Here is a 21,775-nt window from a genome sequence, read left to right on the forward strand (position 1 = left end):
GGGTTGGCGCGACCGTCGGTCGGTTTTCCAAAGCCCGACGCGTCGCTTCGTGCGCCACGAGCCTCACCGGTAGCTCTGCACGACCCCGTTCCCCTGGAGCGTCCGCCCATACCGGACGAGGGCATCCTTCAACGTCGAGGACGCCCGCGTCTTATGCATGTCGGCCCGGTAGAGCAGCATGATCTTGTCGTGCACCGAGGGCAGCGACGGGTGGAGCCGCACGAGCTTCCCCTCGTGGCCGTACGCCGCCACCCTCCGCGGGAGCACGGCGATGCCGAGGCCCGCGAGCGCGAGGCTCTTCACCTGCTCGAGGTCGCCGCAGACGAGCCTGCGTGTCACGGAGAACCCCTCCTTCGCGAGCATGTCGAGCAGGGCTACGCCCTCGTTCACCCGACCGGCGTAGATGACCGGGCCCGCCGCATAGACGACCTGCGCCTCCTCACGCGTCGCGTGCCGCTTGGCGCCTTCGGCCACGAGCACGTCGACCGCGTCCTCGAAGAGCTCCACCATGACGAGGTCGTCGTGCGGCGTGGGGTTCACCACGATGCCGAAGTGCACGTCGCGCGAGAGCACCTTGTCGCGCACCACGGCCGACGGATCGTTCGAGAGCAGCACCTCGAGCCCCGGGTGCTCCTCGTAAAGACCACGCATGAACTGCGGCAAAAAATAGGCTCCGAGCGACTCGTGGCACCCGATGACGAAGCTGCCGTAGTCCCCCTTTTCGAGGCCTCGCACGCGCTCTTCGGCCTCGTCGAGCAGCGCGAGCACACGCGTCGTGTATTTGCGGAGCTCTTCCCCCGTGGCCGTGAGGCGCACGCCGTTCCGCTCCCGCGTGAAGAGCGTGGTCTCGAGGCGGGCCTCCAGGTTCTGGATGGCGACCGACACCGTGGGCTGGCTCACGCCGAGCGCACGCGCCGCCCCCGTGAGGCTCTGGCTCTTGGCGACCGCGCAAAAATAACGAAGCGACTGGAGGTCCATTCCGTCGAACGCGAGCCTACCAGGGACGAGCTCACGAGCTGCGCACGGTTTGCGTGGGCGGGCTTTGGATGCGCGAAGGCCGCGCGCCATTCAGGCCCCAAGCTCTTTTTCGCTGGGCTCTGAGCGAGTGATTTCAAGGAGTTGCTGGATTTCGGCGCATCGAGCGACGCATAGGCCGCGCCTATGGGTCCCATCGCCAAAGGCCCCGTTCCGCCCGCGGGTGAAGTGCCCCACGCTGAAGGGCTCGCGGGGGTGCGACGAGGCACCACCGCCCACCAGGGAGGCTTCATGCGAAATAGGACTGCACTCTTTGCTTTGTTGAGCACGATCGTCGTCGGAGGAGGGCTCGCCGCGTGTGGCGACGATCCCGCGACCCCGACCGACGCCGGCGCCGACGCCCCGACGACCACCGTGCCCACGGGCACACCCGACGCGAGCCCCGACGCTCCTGTCGGCCCCACCGCCATCGCGAGCGGCCCGAGCCGCGGGTCGGCCGTGGCCCTCTCGTGGAACGACGCGACGCTCGTGGCCGTGAACCGCGACGTGGGCTCGGTGACCGTGTTCGACGTGAAGTACGGCGCCGACGGCGCGCCCCCCACCCTCACCAAGAAGGCGGAAATTCCGGTCGGCGGCGAGCCGTGGCAAGTGGCCATCTCGCCCGACAACGAGAGCGCGTTCGTCGTGCTCCGCAAAGACCAGAAGCTCGTGCGCATCTCGGGCCTCTCCGGCGCGAGCCCCGCGGTCGCCGGCAGCGTCGCCACGGGCTCGGAGCCCACCGCGGTCGCCCTCTCCCCCACCGGCAAGACGGCCTGGGTCGCCAACTGGGTCGACGGCACGGTGCTCGGCATCGACACCGCCGAGCTCAAGGTGAAGCGCACGGTCGACCTCAACGCGACGCTCGTGGGCACGGGCCTCCTCGGTACGGGCCTCACCGCGCGCCCCGGCCTCGCGCACCCGCGCTCGATCGCCATCACCAACAACGGCAACGACGTCGACGACGACGAGTCGATCTACGTCACCGAGTACTTCGGGCAGCGCACGGCGCCCGAGTCGAACGCGTCGCCCGGCAACGCCGCCGGCATGGACACGAACCACGACGGCATCGTCTACAAGGTGAGCGCGAAGGACGGCGCGGCGAGCGCGATTCGCCTCGGCCCTATCGCCGACATCGGCTTCAAGGACTCGGCCACCCAGACGGCCGGGTGTTTCCCGAATCAGCTCCAATCGATCACGATCCAGGGCAATTTTGCCTACGTGAGCCACATCTGCGCCTCGCCGCGCGGCCCCACCGGCGGCACCACCGAGAACTTCAAGACCACCACGCACGGCGCGGTGTCGGTCATCGATCTCTCGAAGGGCGCCGAGGTGAAGACGGGCACGGCGAGCCTCCACCAGAAGTTCGAGGTGCTCTTCGGGCAGCGCTCGACGGCCGACGCGAACCGCAGGTACCCCGCGGTGCCCTCGGACATCGCGTTCGTGAAGGGCGCGAGCGTGGGCTACGTCGCCGCCAACGCGATCGACGCCGTCTTCCGCGTGGCCTACGGCCAGACCGGGGAGATCGGCGAGGTCGGCGCGACGAACAGCCTCTTCATCGACACGAACCCCGCCGGCATCCCCGCCGCGGGCTCGGGCAAGAACCCCATCGGCGTGGCGACGGCGAACACCGACGCCAACAAGCGCTTCATGTTCGTCGCCAACGACGTGAGCCGCACCGTGCAGGTCGTCGACCTCAACACGCAGGCCCTCGCCGGCGGCGCGGCGACCCCGGTCGCGGCGGTCACGGCGGCCCAGCCGGCCGCGGGCTCGAAGGAAGAGAAGGTCCTGAAGGGCAAGCGGTTCTTCAACACGGGCGCAGGTCGTTGGTCGTTCGGCGGCCAAGGCTGGGGCGCGTGCCAGTCGTGCCACGTCGACGGCTACTCGGACAACGTCTCGTGGTCGTTTGCTCGCGGGCCGCGCCAGTCGACCTCGCTCGACGGAAGCTTCTCCAAGAAGGATCCGAACGACCAGCGCATCTTCAACTGGACGGCGATCTTCGACGAGGTCGACGACTTCGAGGGCAACACGCGCGGCATCTCGGGCGGCGTGGGCGCCATCGTGTCGAAGGCCACGGCCCCCATCAGCAACGCCGACCGCATCGACATCGCGACGGCGCCGCACAACCACACGGGCCTCAACGGCTCGGCCACGCAGGCCGCCGACAAGACCAACCCCGCCGGCCTCCCCGCCGCGAGCGTGCTCTCCGACTGGGAGGAGATCACCGAGTACCTGAAGACCATCCGCCCGCCGCGCGCCGCCACCGGGCTCGACCCGGCCAAGGTCGCCCTCGGCAAGCAGCTCTTCTCCTCGGACGGGAGCTGCCAGGGCTGCCACGGCGGCGACAAGTGGACGATCTCGAAGCGCTTCTACACGCCCTCGATCCAGACCATGACCGACCTCCGCGGCAAGACGTGGAGCGCCCCGGCCGGCTTCCCGGCGGCGCTCTTGCCGACCGAGAGCGGCACGGGCTCGATGCGCCTCGATCCGGCCTCGCTCCCCGACCCGGCGACGATTGGCAACTTCGACCAAATCCTCTGCATTTTGCGCCCGGTGGGCACGTTCAACGTGGCCGACGCCATCTCGGGCGTGAGTGAGTTCCGCCAGAACTCGAACGCGACGACCCCGGTCGCGGCGCAGGGCAACCAGGCCTTCGGCCGCGGCTTCAATCCGCCGTCGCTCTTCGGCCTCTCGACCGGCGCGCCGTACCTCCACGCGGGCAACGCCGCCACCCTCGAGAGCCTGTTCTCGCCCACGTTCAAGGCGCACTACGCGGCGCTCGCCCCGAACTTCCTCTCCGAGGCGAACCCCACCGAGCGGGCCCAGAACCTCTCGGCGCTCGTGCAGTACCTGCTCTCGATCGACGAAGCGACGCCCACCGTGGCCATCCCGGCCGCGGGCGCCCAGGGCGGCGACTTCTGCTCCAACAACTGACAGTCCGTCACTCCGAGATCGGGCACGCCTCCCCTGGGGCGTGCCCGATTTCGCTTTCGAAACGTCGCTAAGTCCGCGTTCCTTCGAAAGCGAAACTCGCCTTTCGTTTTTGAAATGTCGCCACGCCCACCCTCCACGAAATCATTGAGAATTTCGACGCCATGGGGTTGGCCCGGCTTTCGCTTAAGTGAGAGTCGACGGCGCGCGGGAAGGTCAATCCCCCCCACCCGACTCGTGTGCCGTCATGTTGTTGTCCGTAGGGCTCGTTGCGGAGGTCCCCTCCCCCTCAAGCCTTCGTGATGAGCTCTACGGTTGAACGGCGTCGCGCGGCGAGGTTTCCCTCCCCCCCACCTCCCGCGCGGCGCCCGTTCTTTTTCGTGCCCGTGCCGTCACGCGAGGCGGGCAGCGCTCTCGAGGGGGCTCTCGTGCGACAGCACCGCGGCGCCGAACGGGCCTGCGCGTCGCGCGGCCTCGACGACCGGGTGCCCGGCCGCGACGAAGTACGTGAGCGCCGCGGCGAACGAGTCTCCCGCGCCGTAGTCGCCTCGTACGGCGCTCACGTGAGGCGGCGCGTCGGCGAGCACGAGCCCCGAGGCGGTCTCGACACGAATGGGGCCCGGTCCCTGGGTGAGCACGAGCGCGCGCGGGGGCCTCGCGTACGCCGAAAACGATGTGTTTTCGCGGGGATCGGAGGCGCTTCCCACGAGCACGTCGGGCACGACGCCGGTGTCGGACACGACGTGCGCGCGACGCGCCGTCACCACGAGGGCCCTCGCCGCGCGGGCAACCACGAGAGACCGCGCGCAGGCCCCCGTGAAGTACACGGCGTCGAACGAGGCGAGCGTGTCCCACGCGAGGGGGTCGTCGGCCGTGGGCTGCAAAGGCGGTGACGTCACCACGATCGTGCGCCGCCCGTGCGCGTCGAGCATGACGACGACGCGCGGGTGTGGGCCGCGTTTTCGAGCCAAATGGAGCCTCGCGCCCGTACCGACGAGGGCACGCTCGACCTCTCCCGCGCCGTCGTCGTCGCCGAGCGCCGTGAAGAGGTGCACCTCGGCGTTCGAGCGCACGAGCTGATGGAACGCGACCCCTCCGCCGCCACCGGCCAAGAACCGCGGGCGCTCGAGGTGCGCGATGTCACCGGCCTCGGGGACGTGCTCCACACGGCCGAGCGTGACGTGCTCCACGTGGCCCACGACGGCGATGCGCATCGTTCCACGCTACCACGAGCACGCCCCCCGCGATTGCCGCCCGCCCGCTTCGCCGGTATCCAAGGGGGCATGCCGCTCAACCACTATGTCACGCTCGGTTCCTCGGGGCTTCGTGTGAGCCCTCTCTGCCTCGGCGCCATGACCTTCGGCGAAGACTGGGGCTGGGGCTCTTCGGTCGAAGACTCGAAGCGCATCCTCGACCACTACATCGCCCAGGGCGGAAACTTCATCGACACCGCCAACGCCTACACGAAGGGCCACTCCGAGGCCATCATCGGCGACCACATCGGGCACGACCGCAAGAAGCGCGATCGTGTGGTCATCGCCACCAAGTTCATGTCGAACCTCTACACGGGAGATCCGAACGGCGGCGGCGCGAACCGCAAGGCCATCATCTCGCAGTGCGAGCAGTCGCTCCGGCGCCTCAAGACCGACTACATCGACCTTTATTGGCTCCACGTGTGGGACACGACGACCCCCATCGAGGAGACGTACCGCGCCCTCGACACGCTCGTGGAGCAGGGAAAAGTACGTTACCTCGGCTTCAGCGACACGCCCGCGTGGAAGTGCGCCCAGGCCCAGACGCTCGCCCACTTTCGTGGGTACTCGCCGCTCGTGGCGCTGCAAATCGAGTATTCGCTCCTCCAGCGCACCGTCGAGGGCGAGCTCGTCCCGATGGCGCGCGAGCTCGGGCTCGGCATCACGCCGTGGTCGCCCCTGAAGAGCGGCGCGCTGAGTGGCAAGTACCGGCGCGAAGATCACGGCAATCACAAGGCGGGCCGCGGCGCGTGGGCCACGAGCGCCCTCGACGAAAAGACCTACGCCGTGCTCGACGTGCTCGCCGACATCGCGAAGGAGCTCGGCACCACCATCCCACGCGTGGCGATCGCGTGGGTGCAAGGGCGCGCGGGCGTCGCGTCGACGATCATCGGCGCACGCACGATGGCCCAGCTCGAGGACAACCTCGCCGCGCTCGAGGTCACCCTCACGGCCGCTCACGTCGAGAAGCTCGACGCCGTGAGCAAGCCGAGCCTGCCGTTCCCCTGCGATTTCGTGGCCAATTCAGCGCCGTTCTACTTCGGTGGCACGACGATCGACGGCAAGTCGGCACCGGCGTGGCCGATGGCCCCGAAGGACGACACCGACCGTTACTGAGCCCACGAGGCCCCTCCGTGCCGGCGCGTGTGCACGGAGGGGCGGCTCGCGCTCAATAGGCGACGCGAGCGTCGGTGATGGTGGCGCGGCCGCGGAAGTGCTTGTGGACGAAGAGGAAGCTCCCTCGCCCATCGAACGAGAAGGCCGACGGCGCGCGGCCGAGGGGCGTCGTGTTGCCGAACGTGAGCGTCACGTCGACGTGATCGATGAACGTGGGGTTTTTGCTGAACGAGAAGCCCATGCTGAGGATCTCGCCCTTGGTCGTGTCGACCCACGCGGTGCCCTTGATGGCGTCTTCGGCAGGCTCCTTCGGATCGAACGCGACGCGCACCCGCGTGGGCACGTTGCGATCGTGCTCGACCACCGCGAACACGTAGCGAGGCTGCTCGCTCGCGAGGAAGGGGATTTTGAGCTCCTTTTTGTCCTTCTTGGGCTTTCGTGAGGCGGCCTTCTCGCGGGCCTCTTGGGTCTTGTCGTGGCCGTCCTCGAGGTACCGCACGATGTCGACCTTCGGCGTGGGATCGCCGCGGCGCGCCTCGATGCGCACGCGCGCCTCTTTGGTGCTCGCCACGTGGCCGTCGGACGCGACCTCTTCGAACGTGCCGTCGAGCGTGTACGCGCCGCGGGCCTTCATCTGTTCGAACGCCTCGGCGTGGCGCGCGAGCCCAGCGAGGAGCGCCGGAGGTACGTCGACGCGGGCCTCGACTTGGGGCGCGGGGCCCACGTCGGCGAAGGCCATCGGAGCGAGCGCGAACGCGGCGACGACGGCGAAGGGCAGGAAGCGGAGGCGTGTCATGGCCCCGGAAGCATCCCCTCGGGTCGACCTCGAGGCAAGCCGGGCCACCGTAAAGTTTCTCGGCGCCCGGCGAGCCGCGGAGCGCGCTCAGCGCAGCGTCTCGGCGAAGTACTCGGCGATCTTGCGCGAGACCCACTCCTTGGCGGCCGGGTCCTTCGTGCCGTGGCGCTCACCGGGGAGCACCACCATGTCGAACGGCTTTTGCGCCGCGACCAGCGCGTCGACGAGCTTCGCAGAGTTTGCAAAGTGCACGTTTTCGTCCATGAGGCCGTGCATGACGAGGAGCTTGCCCTGGAGGGCGGCGGCGTGTTGCGAGAGCTCCGTCTCGGTGTAGGCGGGCCCTTTGGGGCCGAGGTAACGCTCGGTGTAGCCGCTGTCGTAGAAAGACCAGTCGACGACCGACGCGTCGGCGATGCCGGCCTTGTATTTCCCGGGCGCGCGCAGCATCGCGTTCAACACCATGGTGCCGCCGTAGCTCACGCCGTAGATGCCCACACGCGTCGGGTCGACGCCCTCCATGCTCTTCAGCGCCTCGAGCGCGTCGAGCTGATCCTCGAGCTCGATCCGACCGAGCTTGCCGTACGTGACCGACGCGAACTCGTGACCACGACCGGCCGAGCCTCGGTTGTCGACCTGGAGCACGAAGAAGCCGCGATCGGCGAGGTGCTGCCAGAGGAGCTTGGGCGCGAACTTGTTCTGCACGGCCTGCACGCCGGGGCCCCCGTACACCATGACCACCACGGGGTAGAGCCGGCCGGGCTCTTGGCGGCGCGGGCGGAGCAGGTTCCCGTGAAGGAGGGTGCCGTCCTTCGTGTAGGCGGTGAACGGCTCGAGAGGGCGAACGCCGAGCGCCTCGATCTCGGGATCTTTGGGCGGCGTGAGGTCGTGGAGCTTCTCTCCTTTGGGGCCGCGGAGCTCGACCGCGGGCGGGCGGTTTCGGGCCGAGTGCACGTCGAGGTAGCGGCCGGTCTCGCCGTCGACCACGGGCACGTGCACACCGGGCTCGGGGGTCACCCTCCGCACCTCGCCCCCCGCGAGAGGCACCGCGTAGAGGTTTCGCTCGAGGGGGCTGTCCTTCGTGCCGACGAAGTAGACGACGCGGTTCTTCTCGTCGATCGCGGAGATCTGGGTCACGTCCCACGCGCCCTGCGTGAGCACCTTCTCGACGGCACCTTGCCCGTCGCGGAGCTCGAGGTGCCCGTGCCCACCCGTGACGCCGATCGACACGAAGCCCGACGACCCCTCGAGGCGCTTCATGGGGAGCGCCTCGGCGTACCGGCGGTCCGACGCGATCTCGCGCACGGAGGTGGCGAGCGAGCGCGCGTCGACCCTCACGAACGACACCGAGCGTTGATCCCGGGCGACGGCCTGGAGCGAGAACGCGGCCGACGTGGGCTCCCACGAGAACGACACGAGGTACCGCCCGTCCATCCCGGGCAGGGTCACCTTGCGCGGCGCGCCACCCGCGAGCGGCGCTACATACACGGAAACCTTGGGGTTTTTGCCGCCCGCGAGGGGGTACCGCTCGGCGTCGAAGCGCGCCTCGCCCGCGCGGTACCCGGGCACCACGAGCTCGTCGACCTCGGCGTCGTCGACCTCGAGGAAGACGACGCTCTTGCAGTCGGGCGAGAGGAAGAAGCCCGAGGGCTCGCCGAACTCTTCTTGAGAGTTGTAGTCGGACTGGCCGCGCGTGACGTGCGCCTTGGCGCCCCGGGTGAGCGCCACCTCTTTGGACGAGGCGAGATCGTACGCGTAGAGCTCGGGGCCGCGCACGTAGACGACCTTCTCTCCGCTCGCGCAGATCTTCGGGTCGAGCTCGGGATCTTTGGTGGCCGTGAGCGCGCGCACGCGGCCGTCGCTCTCGCGCAGGTACACGTCGCCGGCGAACGGCACGACGAGGCGCCCTCCCTGCTTGGCGAACGCGTACGACGTGATGCCCTTCGTGCGGAGGCGCTGGCGCTCGCGGCGAAGCTCCTCTTCTTTGGAGATGACCTCGCCGGCCTTGGGCACGAGATCCTGCGCACGCAAGAGCACCTTCGTCGCGCCTTGGGCCTCGTCGTACTCGAACAGCGAGAGCACGTCGTTCTTTTGCTCGCTCGCGAGGTAGGCGATTTTTCGGGTGCCCGGCACGAACGAGAGCTGCGACGGCACGCTCCAGCCCGGCTCGGGGTGTTTGGCCATGCGCGCGAACGTGACGGCGCTCGCGCTCGCGGGCTGGGGCGAAGCAGCGCGCGGCACCTTGGGCGCGGGCGGCGCAGAAGGCGTAGGCGGCGCGACCACGGCCGTCACCCCCGAGGGAGACGCGGGCGGAGGCGCCTCGCCCCCACACGCGAAGGTTCCGAGGGCCACGAGGAGCGGAGCGATCCGAGCGCGCATGCCCGGGGTTTAGCGCACTTTTCGACCGAAAAGGAGGCGGCTCGGGCCCTTCGACCACCGCGGAGCGCGACCGTGGCTCTCGGCGCTACACGTCCGGAGCGAGCTCGGCCTCGATGTCCGCGAGGAGCTCGGCGTTGTCGACCACGGCGGCCTTCTCGGTCGCGGTGGGGAACACGGCGAAGCGCGTGGAGTCGGCCGTGGCGCCCGGGATCCACTTGCTCACGAAGTCGTCGAGCGCGATCTCACGAGGCGACAGCGTGGCCCAGTCGCCCGTGGCGCACGCGGCGGCGAGCTCTCGCTCGGGCCACACCGGGATGACGTCGATCCCCTCGACCTTGCCGGCGGCCCAGCCCTCGTCGTAGAGGCCCCACACGGCCTTTTTCTCGCAGATCGTGCGGATGAAGTGGTCGTAGCGCTCGGGCGCCTCCATGCCGCTCGGGGCAAGCTTCTCGTCGGGGTTCATGAGGGCTCCTCGTTCGCGCGGGCTCCGTGAAAGGGCGGACCCACGAACGGGCGCATGGATGCGGCAAGCCGTTCGACCCGTCAAGCGCCGACGCGCGCGAAGGCTACGCGGTGCGCTCCCGCGCTCGCACCGTGGCCGGCACGCCGCCCTTGGGCCTCAAGGTGGCGAAGTCGTCCTCGGTGATGGTCTTCGCCGCGTCGATGTCGAAGCTCCACCGGCGGAGCAGCGTGGCGAGCACGATGGGGCCCTCGAGCATGGCGAAGTGGATGCCGATGCACACACGCGGGCCCTCGCTGAACGGCAGGTACGAGGCGCGGTGCCGCTCGGCCTCGCGCTCGGGGAGCCAGCGATCCGGGTCGAAGCGCTCGGGATCGGGGAACGAGGCGGGGCGGTAGTGCTGCGCGTAAGCACTGACGAACACGAGGGATTTGGGCGGGAGACGCACCCCCCCGATCTCGACCTCCTCGAGGGTTCGGCGCGGGAACATCATGATGGGCGAGTAGAGGCGCATGGCCTCGCGGAAGACGCGCGTGCAGTAGGCGAGCTTCGACGGATCCCACGCCGTGATGGGCCCGTCGCCGAACGCGTCGGCCTCGGCGCGCGCGCGGGCGAGGCACTCGGGGTTCCGGGCGAGCAGGTAGAACGACCACGCGAGGGCGGTGGCCGTGGTCTCGTGGCCCGCGACGAAGAGCGTGACCGCTTCGTCCCGCACCTGACGATCGCTCATGTGCTCGGCCTGACCCTCGGGATCGCGAGCCGTGAGCAGGCGCGTGAGGAGATCGTCGCGTGTGAGGCCGCTCTTTCTACGGTCGTCGATCATGCTCTGGATGCGCTCGTCGAGCACCCTCACGGCGTCGCGGAGCTCCTTCGAGCGCACGCCGGGCAAGAGGAACGGCGAAGAGACCACGTCGTGGATCTTCTGCGCGACGTCCCGCACTTTGCCTTCGCTGCGACGGGCCAAGAGCTCGGTCGCGTCGAGCATGACCACGTGCGCGACGAGCCCCATGCTCGCGAGGTTCGCGTTCACCCACGCGAGGCACGTCGTGAGCGCGGCCCCGAGGGCGTCGGCCTCGTCGAACGTGTCGACGTCGAAGAGGGCCTTTCCGACGACCGACATGGCGATGCGCGTCGTCTCGTGGGCGACGTCGATGCGCATGCCGTCGTGCATGGCGCTCGCCGCGCGCTCGGCCACCTGGCGCATGGTCTCGGCGTAGGCGTGGATCGGCGCGGGTTGGAACAGCGGCGACATGAGCTTGCGCTGAGAGCGCCAGATCGAGCCCTCGCTCGTGAAGAGACCCTGGCCCGCGAGATCGTGGAGGAGAACGCGAATCCCTGGAGATTTCTCGAAGCTCTTGGCCTTCGTGACGAGCACCTCGTGCGCGGCCTCGGGCGAGCAGGGGAACACCACGGGCAGGTGCAAGATGCGGCCTCGAACGAGCGGCGCTTCTTGCAGCGCGAGGGTGCGCTGGAACGCGAGGCGCTCGGGCGTCGAAGGACCGAGGCTACCGAGGAGCCCGACGTCGGGGAGCCGAGGGAGATCCGCGAGAGAGGTCATGCCCGTCAGCATACGCGACCACGCGCCCGCGAGCGTGCTGCGCGCGGCGCGCAAATCGTGCACCTCCGATTGTCGCCCGCGAGCGTGACGCGTGGCATGCCGCGTGCTCCCATCCGTGCTGCGTCGCGATGGGCGACGCACAAGGAGCTCCCGGTGAAGGCCTCTCAAAAACTCGGACGAGTCGCCGGGATCGATCTCTACGTGCACGTCACGTTTTGGCTCTTTTTGGCCTGGATCGGTGTGAGCGAGTACCTGCGCGATCGGTCGATCCGCGCGGTGACCTCGGGGGTCGGGTTCGTGCTCCTCGTGTTCGGCACGGTGGTGCTGCACGAGCTCGGGCACGCGCTCACGGCGCGAAGGTACGGCATCAAGACGCGCGACATCACGCTCTACCCCACGGGCGGCGTCGCGCGGCTCGAGCGCATGCCCGACGATCCTCGCGAGGAGCTGTGGGTGGCGCTCGCGGGCCCGGCGGTGAACGTCGCGCTGGCGACGGTGGCGTTCGTGGTGCTCTTCGCGCTGGGCGCGTCGCTCGCTCCCACGCGCGTGCTCGGCACCGAAGGCTCCCTGCTCGCGCGCTTCGCGTGGGTCAACGTGACGCTCGCGATCTTCAACCTCTTGCCGGCGTTTCCCATGGACGGGGGGCGGGTGTTGCGCGCGCTGCTCGCCATGAGACGGAGCTACGTCGACGCGACGCGCACGGCCGCCGCGGTGGGGCGTATCTTCGCGGTAGGGCTCGGGATTTTGGGGCTGATGTCGAACCCGATGCTGCTCGTCATCGCGGTGTTCGTGTGGACGGGCGCGGGCGCGGAGGCCGCCGAGACGCAGGCCAAAGCCGCGCTGTCGGGCCTCCCGGTGCGCGCCGCGATGGTGACGGACGCGCACGCCCTCGGGCCGACCGATACGCTCGGAGCCGCGGCCGAACGCATGCTGTCGACGTCGCAGGTCGACTTCCCCGTGGTCGACGAGCACGGGCGCTTCGTGGGCATGCTCTTCCACGACGATCTGATCGTCGCGCTCGCCTCGGACCTCGGTGGGAGGGACGCGCCGGTCGCGCGGGTCATGCGGCGCGACGTGCGCTCGGCCGACCCGTCCGAGTCCCTCGAGCAGGCCGTGGCCCACCTCTACGAGAGCGAGTCGCCGTCGATCCCGGTGCTCCGCGACGGCAAGGTCCACGGTTTGCTTTCGCTCTCGCACATCGGGGACCTGCTGATGGTCCGCGGTGCCCTCCGCGAGCACGACGCACGCACCCGCACGCGCACGCGAAGGGCACGGCCCGAGGGCCCGCTCCCGGGAGGAAACTGAGGGCACCATGCGCACACTTCATTCAACATTTCGGGCACTTATGCCCCTTGCGCTCACCCTCGTGGTGCTCGCCGCGTGCGAAGGTCCACCCGCGATCACCGTCGAGCCCACGGACCACCCCGCGGCCGACACACCGCACGAGGGGCCCGCGCGCTCACGCGGGTGTGGACCCGCCGACCGCAAGCCCATCACGGTGCTCACGGGAGACGCCGTACGCGTGCGCTTCGACAAGCCCATCGAGGGCAAGGCGACGAATCAGTACTGGATCCAGCTCGTGCCGGCGGGCACTCCCGAGAGCGACACGTCCGGGCGCATCCTCGTGCCGCGTGGGGTCACCTCGGCCGAGGTCCGCGCGAGCTTCCCCGGCAACTACGAGGTGCGCCTCCACGGAAGCTACCCCGAGAAAGAGCACGCCCTCGTGGCGCGTGTGCCCGTCACGATCGCGGGATACCCCGTGAAGACGGGCAACGGCGCCGTGCTCCCCCCCTGAACATGCATTCTACGGCAACGGTGGCGCACGTTCGTCGTACGATGCGCAAGCCGTGCACGTCGTGGGGGGAAATCGTGCGAGACCTCTCGTGAGAGCTGCGGCGTGATCCTTGCGAGAGAGGTTTCATCATGAGCGAGCCCAAGCGACCGAGCAGCCCCCCCAAGAACCCCGACGCCATCGAGGAGCGCCCGAGCGGCCTCCCGCCGGCGAACAGCCACGCGGTGGCCGAGGCCGTGGCCGCGAGCGGCGCCGTGGTCGGAGCCCTCGTCGGCGCAGTAGGCGGGCCGATCGGCGCGGTCGCTGGTGGAGCGATCGGCGCGGCCATCGGGGCCATCGCCGGCGCCACCATCGAGAAGACCGAGCACGAGCACGAGATGCACGAGCGCGAGCTCGACGACGAGATCGGCGTCACGTCGGGCTCGCTGGGCGTGCCCGCCGAGGCCAAGCGCCCGAGCCGCGAGGCGCTCGACGAGGCCAAGAAGTACGACGAAGAGCACAAGAAGTAGCGGCATGAGCCACGCGGTGCCCACGAGCCTCGCTCTCGCGATCGCGCTCTCCGCGTGCATGTCGCATCCGCCCGCGCCACCGCTCGGGCCTCCCTCGGCGAGCCGAGCTGCGAGCGCGCGTGACACCGAAGGTACGCCCGTGCCCGGCCGCGACGATCTGCGCGTGCGGCTCCTCTCACGGAAGACGCTCCCCTACGATCCGAGCACGTTCGGCTTGGGCGGCGCGTTCGTGGGCATCGAGCTCACGAACGTGTCCAAGGCACGCGTCCAGGTCGACGTGCCTCACGCGACGTTCGTGGCGACGCGCGAGGGTGTCCCGTTCCCGTGCGAAGCGATGATCGACGCCGACCACGGCGTGCGCGAGCCGCCCTTCCTCGACCCGGGTGCGACCTTTTCCTACCACCGCCAGCTCGACTGTCGGCTCGCGCTTCCGGGCACCTACGAGATCGCCGTGAGCCTGGCGCTCGGCCACGTGGAGCCCGTCCCCGTGGGCGAGGTTCGGGTCGACCTCGTAGCGCGAGGGCCGCGCGTTCCGAGGCCCCACGCGGGCATTCCCGGGCTCTTCGCGATGGTCTCGGGGGACACGGCTTCGCGGCCTCAGGGCGACACGAAGACCGGATACGCCGTGGTCGTGGCGCTCGTGAACGGAGGCACGCGGCCCATCGACCTGCCCGCGTCGCGCGCGCTCTTCCGCGTGACGCGCGTGGGGACGGCGCTCCCGTGCATGGACGAGCCCGTCGCGCTCCACCCACCTCCGCGCCTCGCGCCCGGCGCGACCCACGTCGAGCGTGTGCCCGTCTCGTGCGTGATGAACAAACCCGGCGCGTACGACGTCGACGCCGCGTTGCTCGTCGGGCAAGAGCGCGAGAGCGCGATGGGCCGGGTGCGCCTCTCGGTGAGCGAGGATCCGCTGCTTTTTTCGGCTCCACGAGCGTACTGAAACGCGACCGCTCGGGCGCGCGCCTTGGGTAGGGAAGAGGACGACACCGTTCGCCTCGAGATCCCACGACGCGAGTCGCGCTACGCTGCCATCGATGGGGCCGCTGCAGAGAGCCGAAGCCGAAGAGGGCGATCTCGCCGAGCCCGACGATCGCTCGAGCCCCGCAGAGGTGGAGCCGTCACCACGCGGCGAGGCCCGCGAGGCCCCCGCGGCTCACCCGTACCGCGCGCCATCTCCGCGGTTCGAAGAACGAGAGGCCCCCGCGCCGAAAACACGGCGCGACCTCACGCTGCTCTGGGCGGCGCTCGCAGGCCTCGGGCTGCTGGTCGTCGTGCGCGCGATCGCGAGCGTCCCTTCGCACGCGCCCGAGCTCGCCCCGGCCCCGCTCGTCGAAGAGAAGGCACCCGCGGCCATCGCACCGGCCCAAGTCGAACAAGCCCCGACCGCGCCCTCCGCGCTCGTGCTGGCCCACGCCGAACAGATGGACCTCGCGCTCGCCATGGAGCGAACCGACTACGCCACCGTCCGCGCGAAGCTCTTGCCCAAGGTGACCACGGCCACGTGCGGCGAGCTCGCGATGCTCGAGAAGGCGTGCAGCGTGCCCTACGATTTTCGCTGCGAGAGGCTCGTCATCCACCGAAAGCGCGATCTCGCGTGCCGAAGCCACAGGTGAGCCACGGGCGTTCCGAGGCGAGTCGGGCTACCCTCGGAGCGTGACTCGTAGAAGCCCACTCGCCGCCGCGCTCGCCGCCACGCTCGCCGCCTGCTCCACCACGGGGACACCCCCACCCGAGACGAGCCCGACGCCCACGAGCACGGCGCTCCCTACGACCTCGCCCACCGGGACGACCCCACCCCTGGCGGACGGCGGCACGGCCCCCGACGGAGCCGCTCCACCGACCGACGGAGGCCCGTCGGGGAATGTGGTCGGCCTCGGTGGCATCGCGGCGTGGAACGCGCTCTCCGCGGCCGAGAAGTCCAAGGTCACCACCACGCCTTCGCTGTTCTTGCATCAATCGGTGGGGCAAGACCTCGAAGACGGCGTAGAGACCTTGGGGCTCTCGTATCGCACGTACCGGGCGCCGGTGGGCGCCGGGCTGAACGGGCAGATTTTCCGGTCGTTCGGCGTCGACAACGGAAACCCCACCCAGAAGACCGCGCGGTGGCAGAGCGAATCGACGCGCAGCGAGAACGCGCAGCTCGCGGTCACCGTCATGAAGTACGGCTACGCCGACGTGACACCGGCCCTGCTCGCCACGGCCAAGACGGCCTACACGAACGCGGTGACGGCCATCAAGGCCGCGGGCAAGAAGGTGGTCCACGTGACGCCTCCGCTCGTGTTCGACACGGCCGAGAACCCCGCGAAGCTCCAGTTCCGCGAGTGGATGCTCCAAACCTTCCCGGGCGACGTCATCTACGATCTGCAAGACGTCGAGAGCACCCACCCCACGACCGGGGCGCGCTGCGAGGTGGGTGGGGTGTGGCGCATTTGCCAAGAGATTCGCTCGACGCGTGCCTGCCTGAGCCCGCAATCGGGCCCTCAAGGCGACGACGACAGCCAAGGCCACATCTGCCCCGTGCAGGGCACACGCATCGCCCCGTCGTTCCTCTACGCGCTCTACCTCGCCGCCCGCTGACCTTTCGCATGCATCATGCATGCATCGAGTCGCCGTGCGCGGCTACTCGAAGCGGACGCCGAGCGCGAGGCGGAAACCGAACGACTTCACGAGCGGCGGGCCGAGCGGCTCGTCGAGGGGGAGCAGGAGGCCCGTGCGCGCGAAGTAGGCGCCGTGGCGCACGACGACGAACGGCTCCATGGCCGCTTGGTACGGGGTGCCCTCGGCCGGCGTGGTGTACGCGAGGTCCTTGGTCGTCGGCAGCGCCACCCCCTGGAGACGGAACCCCGCCGACACGACGCGGCCCGCCTCGATCTCCGCGGCGTGCAGGAAGGCGACCTCCACCTCGTCGCTCCGGCCCACGGGCATCATGAGGACGGGCGCGATCTCGGCTCGGATCGACACGATGTCCATCCGCTTCTCGAGGCCCACGCGGAGCTCCAGGGGGAGGAGCGAGGGCATGTAGTCCTGCACGTCCCAGAAGGCCATCGGGATCATGGGCGCGCCGCCCGACGCGCGCTGGGCCGCGCCCGAGAGGAGCGGCAGACCGATGGCACCCGACACGTTGACCCAGGTGTCCGAGCCGAGCTCGACGACGCCGCGAATCCCGAGCGACGCGTTGCCGACCGAAGCCGTGGTGGAGCGCGAGATCGCGACGCCGAGCGGCAGGCGCGCGTCGAGGAACACGTGGGAGGTGAGGGGCATCGAGGCGAGCACACGCGCCGACATGGCCGTGAAGTCGTCGTCGGCCGGCGTGGCGGTCGCCGTGTCGAGCGCGAAGCCACCTCGGAGCGCCCACGGCAGGGCCGCGTCTTTCTTCGGCGGAGAGGGCGGCGCTTCGTCGGGAGGCGGGAGCTCGGCGGGCGACGGCGCAGGGCTCGAAGGCCGCGGCGCGGGCGGAGGTGGCGTCGACGCGGAGGGCGGAGGTGCGGGCACGGATGCCGAAGGTGCGGGCGCGGTACCCGAGGCAACAGGGGCAGCGCCCGAAGGAGAGGCGGACACTGCCGATGCCGGCGAGGAGGCCGTCGCGGGCGGCACGGGCGGCTCGCCTTGGGCTTGGGCGAGGGGCGCGTGAAGCAGCAGCGGCAGCACCCAAGGAAGAGCGATCGAAAGCGAGAAGAGACCGGCCGAGGATTTTCGTGGCATGCCGAGGAGGGATTGCACGGCCGATGCCGAGCCTCGAAACACTTGGATTTCCTGAGCAATCGACGGTGCGATGACGAGGTGGCATGCGAGGCGACCGTCCCGCCGGGTTGCGATGTGCACACATTGGCACACGAACGAAGCCACGAAGTTGAAGGCGCGTGGGGGCCGTGACATCCTCGTGGGCGAGCCCCGATGGCCAGCTATCGCATCCTCCGCAAGCTCGGCGAAGGCGGCCAAGGAGTCGTCTTCGAGGCCGAGCAGGTCGACCTCGGCCGTCGCGTGGCGCTGAAGCGCCTGCGCCGCGAGCTCAGGTACGATCCGAGCGTCGTGGAGCGGTTCTTGCGCGAGGCCCGCATGTGCGCGGCGATCCAGCACCCGAACGTCGTGACCATCTACGAGACCGGGCAAGACGACGAAGGGCCGTTCATCGCGTTCGAGCTGCTCGAGGGCGAGTCGCTCGAGACGAAGGTGACGCGCGAGGGACCTCAGCCGCTCGCGAGCATCGGCACGGTCGCCGAACAGATCCTGCTCGCGCTCGAAGAGGCCCACGCGAAGAACCTCGTTCATCGCGACATCAAACCGGCCAACGTGTTCCTCTCGCCACGGCGGCGGGGCCTCGTGACCAAGCTGCTCGACTTCGGGGTGGCCAAGGGCTCGCGCGACTACGGCTCGCGCCTCACCATGCCGGGCGACGTGGTGGGCAGCCTCGCGTTCATGGCGCCCGAGCAAATCAACGACGCCGGGGTCGACGCGCGCACCGACCTCTACTCCGTCGGGGTGTGCCTCTATTTCATGCTCGCGGGCGTGCGTCCGTTCGTGGGCGCGAGCACCGGGGAGCTGCTCTTGTCGCTCGATCGTCCGCCGCTCCCCGTGGTCCTTCGGAGGCCCGACACGCCGACGGATCTCGGCGCGTTCGTGCACCGGGCGATGGCGCGCGAGCCGGCGAAGCGCTTCCCTTCCGCTACCGCCATGCTCGAGGCCCTCGCCCACCTCGGCATCATGAGGCGAGAGGCGCCATCGACCTCCATCGAGGTGGCGATCGTCGACGACGCTCCGACGGCGGTCACCGAGCCCACGCTCGTTCGGCCCGCCCTCGACCGCATCCGCGCGCAGCCCCCGGTAGCGATCACGCTCCGCAGCGTCGACCTCGACGACGTGACGATCGCGACCCGCGGCGACGACGACTACGACCCGTTCCCCGACGAAGAGCTCGAGACGCACGTGCGCTCCCCGCCCCGCTCGACCGACCCGAGCGGCCCCGGCACCGAGACCGATCCCGGCTCGTTCACCGGCCCGACCCACCGCCTCCCGCGATGACGTGACACACGCCGCGAACGCGGCCGACACACGAGCGTCACACGACACGCCGTCGTCACCTTACGTTCGCTCGGGAATCGCCGTCGAAACGGGAGTGGCACACGTTCGCCACGCGCGCCCGGCTACGTGCTCGATCGAAGCTCGAAGTGGTTTCGGGCTCGAAACGAGAACGTCATGCTCCGTCACCTCGTCGCCTCTTCGACCTTGCTCGCGTCCGTCGCGCTCGCCGCGCCCGCGCAAGCCGAGACCACGCCGCACACGACCCACTGGTACGAGCGCCTCTCGGTCCGAGGGTACTCGCAGTTCCGCATGAACCGCCTCTACGCCTCGAGCGACGAGCTCAAGAACGATCTCGCCGATCGCTCCATCGGCCCCGGGAGCACGTTCTTCATCCGGCGGGCCCGCGTCATCCTCTACGGGGACATCCACGAGCACGTGTACGTCTACTTGCAGCCCGACTTCGCCGGGGCGACCAACGGCGACGTGCTGAACCTGGCGCAAATTCGAGACTGGTACGCGGACGTCGCCTTCGACTCGAAGAAGGAGCTTCGCATCCGCGTCGGTCAGTCGAAGCTGCCGTATGGCTTCGAGAACATGCAGTCGAGCCAGAACCGCGCCCCGTTCGACCGCACGGACGCGATGAACACGGCCGTGCCCGGCGAGCGTGAGCTCGGGTTCTTCCTCTACTACGCGCCCGAGAACGTGAGACGGCGGTTCAAGGCGCTCGTCGACGAGGGCTTCAAGGGCTCGGGCGACTACGGCATGGCCGCCATCGGCGTCTACAACGGCAACGGCATCAACCTCAAAGACAAGAACACCAACAAACACGTCGTCGCGAGGCTCACCTATCCCTTCGAGATCGGCGGGGGTCAGACCCTCGAGCTCGGCATGGGCGGCTACGCCGGCTACTACCGCATCACGCGGGGGGACGGGGTATCGAGCTACGTCGCTGGGGGAAAGAACGACGATTTCCTCGACGTCCGGCTGCACGCGGCCGTGACGCTCTACCCGAAGCCCATCGGCTTTCAGGCCGAGTACAACATCGGCAAGGGCCCCGAGCTCGACGGGAAAATCGTGAAGGACTCGTTCTTGAATGGCGGGTACGCCATGCTGTTCGCGCGGGTGCCGACCTCGTTCGGGACGTTCGTGCCCTACGTTCGTGGCCAGTACTATCACGGTGGCCGCAAGACCGAGACGAACGCGCCGCTCACCATCGTGAAGGAGGTCGAGGCCGGCGTCGAATGGCAAGTATGGAAGCCGTTCGAGCTCACGATGGCGTTCACCGCGAGCGACCGTGAGACCAACCGCAAGGGCCTCACGGGCGAGTTTTTGCGGCTCCAGGCGCAGATCAACTACTGACGTTCGGGCGCGCCACCAACACGAAGGGCCCCGCGGACGAATCCACGAGGCCCTCCGAGCGCCGAAGCGGGTGTCGCGTCAGTTGGCCGCGATCTTGCGGACCGACAGCGCGTACTTGCCGTTGCGCGCCTGGTACGGGAGCACCGCGATGTAGACCGTGGTCACGTTGCCCACCGCCACCACGTCGCTGCCGAGCTGGCCCTTCGACGCCGAGTAGAGGTAGCCGAGGTTGTCCTCGCCTTCGGGGTCGGCGGTGCCATCGGTCGTGACGACGACGTCGTACTCGCCTTCGCCCGAGATGCCGATCTGAAGGTTGTCGTTCGCAGCCACGGTCACCTTGTAGACGTCGACCTCGGTCGCGTTCGCGAGGTTGCCCGTGACGACCTTGCCGCCGATGTCGGTGGCGAGGTTCGCGGGGATACCCTGGAGCGCCGCGAGGTCCTGAGCCGTGGGGCCCGTCGCGTGGGCCGTGGCGCCTTCGGCCACGAGCTCGGCGCGCACGAGCGTCGTGCTCACGGTGGCCGCGCCGCCGCGACCCGACGAGTCGAGGAGGACGAGGTACTCGTCTTCGCCTGCCGCCTGCTGGGCGAAGGGCACCACGAGGTGGAGGTCGTACGGCGGCGGCGTGGGGCCGAAGAAGCTCTGGGGCGGGCTCATGACGCCGAGCAGATCGGCGGCCTTTCCGCCCTTGCCGAAGAGGAAGCCGAGGGGCGACGTGGTGGCGTTGGCCGCGACCTGGACGCGGTAGTCGACGATCATGGTGGTCGCCGCGGGGATGGTCGCCTTGCCGAAGTTCGACGCGAGCTGCGCGCCGAGGTTCACGGCGGCGGGCGCCACGTTGGTCGCGAGGGCCGTGGCCGTGCGCCCGGTGATCTTCACGTCGTTCGGATCGCCGAGGAACGTCACGCGGGGCTTGCCCTCGGCGTCCACGTTGGCGAGCGAGAACGCGGGGGAGCCCGTCGCGAGCGGCGGCACCACGAACGCGCCGCCGGCGTAGAGGTTCGACTCGGCGCCCACGTTGAGGTTCACGAGGTCGGGGGCGACGAGGGTGAGGTTGTCCTTGTCGAAGGGGTTCGCCGTGTCTTGGTTCAAGATGGCGACGTTGGCCACACCGCCCTGGAGCGCCGTGCCCACGAGCTGCGACTTGATCGCCGGGATGACCGAGAAGGCCTTGTCGATCTTCTGACCGTCGACGGTGACGTCGCGCGTGCCGATGGCCGCGTTCGCCGCGATGACGAGCTTGGCCGAGATGGCCGTGGCGCTCAGGGCCTTCACCTCGGACACGGTGATGCCCGCGCCGAAGTCGACCTTGGGGCTCCCGGAGAACTTGGTGCCGCTCGCCGAGAGCGTCACCTCGATGGTGCGGTCGAGCACGCCCTTGTTGGGCGTCACGAAGTCGAGCGACGGGGTGACCGTGGCCTCTTTGCCGGGCGCGCCGTTGTCACCCTTGGCGCCGTCGGCGCCCTTCTCACCCGCCGCGCCGTCGGCCCCCGAGCCACACGCGACGAGGAGCGCCGTACCCACTGCACCCACGAGAAAACGAACAGATTTCATTTTGGAATCTCCAGAATCGATAAAGAATTTTTAAGTGTGGC

The 21,775-nt window shown here is 69.4% G+C and carries 18 protein-coding genes; 10 read left to right on the top strand and 8 right to left on the bottom strand.

What is annotated here, in order from left to right; all coding sequences use genetic code 11:
- Positions 1-63: 63 nt before the first annotated feature.
- Positions 64-978, bottom strand: coding sequence for a LysR family transcriptional regulator (locus IPK71_04760; GenBank protein MBK8213041.1), 915 nt, complete (start codon positions 976-978; stop codon positions 64-66).
- A gap of 318 nt (positions 979-1,296) precedes the next feature.
- Here IPK71_04760 and IPK71_04765 point away from each other — a divergent pair, with 318 nt between their 5' ends.
- On the top strand, positions 1,297-3,945 hold the full coding sequence (locus tag IPK71_04765) for a YncE family protein (GenBank protein ID MBK8213042.1): 2,649 nt from the start codon (positions 1,297-1,299) through the stop codon (positions 3,943-3,945).
- Positions 3,946-4,334: 389 nt separating this feature from the next.
- Here IPK71_04765 and IPK71_04770 read toward each other — a convergent pair whose 3' ends face one another.
- Positions 4,335-5,156: a sugar kinase gene (locus IPK71_04770; GenBank protein ID MBK8213043.1), complete on the bottom strand. Its 822-nt coding sequence runs from the start codon at positions 5,154-5,156 to the stop codon at positions 4,335-4,337.
- A gap of 69 nt (positions 5,157-5,225) precedes the next feature.
- Between IPK71_04770 and IPK71_04775 the strand changes: the two genes are divergently transcribed.
- A complete protein-coding gene (locus IPK71_04775; GenBank protein MBK8213044.1) occupies positions 5,226-6,311 on the top strand; it encodes an aldo/keto reductase in 1,086 nt (361 codons plus the stop codon).
- Positions 6,312-6,363: 52 nt separating this feature from the next.
- Here the strand turns inward: IPK71_04775 and IPK71_04780 are convergent, their stop codons facing one another.
- The 4 genes from IPK71_04780 to IPK71_04795 form a co-directional block, all read right to left on the bottom strand.
- On the bottom strand, positions 6,364-7,107 hold the full coding sequence (locus tag IPK71_04780; GenBank protein MBK8213045.1) for a hypothetical protein: 744 nt from the start codon (positions 7,105-7,107) through the stop codon (positions 6,364-6,366).
- Between the two features lie 87 nt (positions 7,108-7,194).
- Positions 7,195-9,483, bottom strand: coding sequence for an alpha/beta fold hydrolase (locus IPK71_04785; GenBank protein MBK8213046.1), 2,289 nt, complete (start codon positions 9,481-9,483; stop codon positions 7,195-7,197).
- Between the two features lie 85 nt (positions 9,484-9,568).
- On the bottom strand, positions 9,569-9,946 hold the full coding sequence (locus tag IPK71_04790; protein ID MBK8213047.1) for a DUF2750 domain-containing protein: 378 nt from the start codon (positions 9,944-9,946) through the stop codon (positions 9,569-9,571).
- 103 nt (positions 9,947-10,049) lie between these two features.
- Positions 10,050-11,501 (bottom strand): cytochrome P450, encoded by a 1,452-nt coding sequence (locus tag IPK71_04795; protein MBK8213048.1) that lies wholly within the window; start codon positions 11,499-11,501, stop codon positions 10,050-10,052.
- A 153-nt stretch (positions 11,502-11,654) separates the two neighbouring features.
- On the opposite strand from IPK71_04795, the gene IPK71_04800 reads away from it, so the two are divergent.
- From IPK71_04800 to IPK71_04825, 6 genes are all read left to right on the top strand, one after another.
- A complete protein-coding gene (locus IPK71_04800; GenBank protein ID MBK8213049.1) occupies positions 11,655-12,806 on the top strand; it encodes a site-2 protease family protein in 1,152 nt (383 codons plus the stop codon).
- A 40-nt stretch (positions 12,807-12,846) separates the two neighbouring features.
- Positions 12,847-13,296 (top strand): hypothetical protein, encoded by a 450-nt coding sequence (locus tag IPK71_04805; GenBank protein MBK8213050.1) that lies wholly within the window; start codon positions 12,847-12,849, stop codon positions 13,294-13,296.
- A 128-nt stretch (positions 13,297-13,424) separates the two neighbouring features.
- Positions 13,425-13,802: a hypothetical protein gene (locus IPK71_04810; GenBank protein MBK8213051.1), complete on the top strand. Its 378-nt coding sequence runs from the start codon at positions 13,425-13,427 to the stop codon at positions 13,800-13,802.
- A 4-nt stretch (positions 13,803-13,806) separates the two neighbouring features.
- Positions 13,807-14,742: a hypothetical protein gene (locus tag IPK71_04815; GenBank protein MBK8213052.1), complete on the top strand. Its 936-nt coding sequence runs from the start codon at positions 13,807-13,809 to the stop codon at positions 14,740-14,742.
- Positions 14,743-14,836: 94 nt separating this feature from the next.
- Positions 14,837-15,415: a hypothetical protein gene (locus tag IPK71_04820; GenBank protein ID MBK8213053.1), complete on the top strand. Its 579-nt coding sequence runs from the start codon at positions 14,837-14,839 to the stop codon at positions 15,413-15,415.
- A 40-nt stretch (positions 15,416-15,455) separates the two neighbouring features.
- Positions 15,456-16,379, top strand: coding sequence for a hypothetical protein (locus tag IPK71_04825; protein MBK8213054.1), 924 nt, complete (start codon positions 15,456-15,458; stop codon positions 16,377-16,379).
- Positions 16,380-16,421: 42 nt separating this feature from the next.
- Here the strand turns inward: IPK71_04825 and IPK71_04830 are convergent, their stop codons facing one another.
- Positions 16,422-17,294: a hypothetical protein gene (locus tag IPK71_04830; protein ID MBK8213055.1), complete on the bottom strand. Its 873-nt coding sequence runs from the start codon at positions 17,292-17,294 to the stop codon at positions 16,422-16,424.
- Between the two features lie 402 nt (positions 17,295-17,696).
- Here IPK71_04830 and IPK71_04835 point away from each other — a divergent pair, with 402 nt between their 5' ends.
- Positions 17,697-18,821, top strand: coding sequence for a serine/threonine protein kinase (locus tag IPK71_04835; protein MBK8213056.1), 1,125 nt, complete (start codon positions 17,697-17,699; stop codon positions 18,819-18,821).
- Positions 18,822-18,995: 174 nt separating this feature from the next.
- Entirely contained in the window at positions 18,996-20,180 is a 1,185-nt protein-coding gene (locus tag IPK71_04840; protein MBK8213057.1) for a porin, read from the top strand.
- A gap of 78 nt (positions 20,181-20,258) precedes the next feature.
- Here the strand turns inward: IPK71_04840 and IPK71_04845 are convergent, their stop codons facing one another.
- The gene (locus IPK71_04845) at positions 20,259-21,734 is read right to left on the bottom strand and encodes a hypothetical protein (GenBank protein ID MBK8213058.1); all 1,476 of its coding nucleotides are present in this window, start codon (positions 21,732-21,734) and stop codon (positions 20,259-20,261) included.
- Between the last annotated feature and the right edge of the window lie 41 nt (positions 21,735-21,775).

It is taken from the genome of Myxococcales bacterium, assembly GCA_016712525.1.
Taxonomy (GTDB): Bacteria; Myxococcota_A; Polyangia; order Polyangiales; family Polyangiaceae; genus JAAFHV01.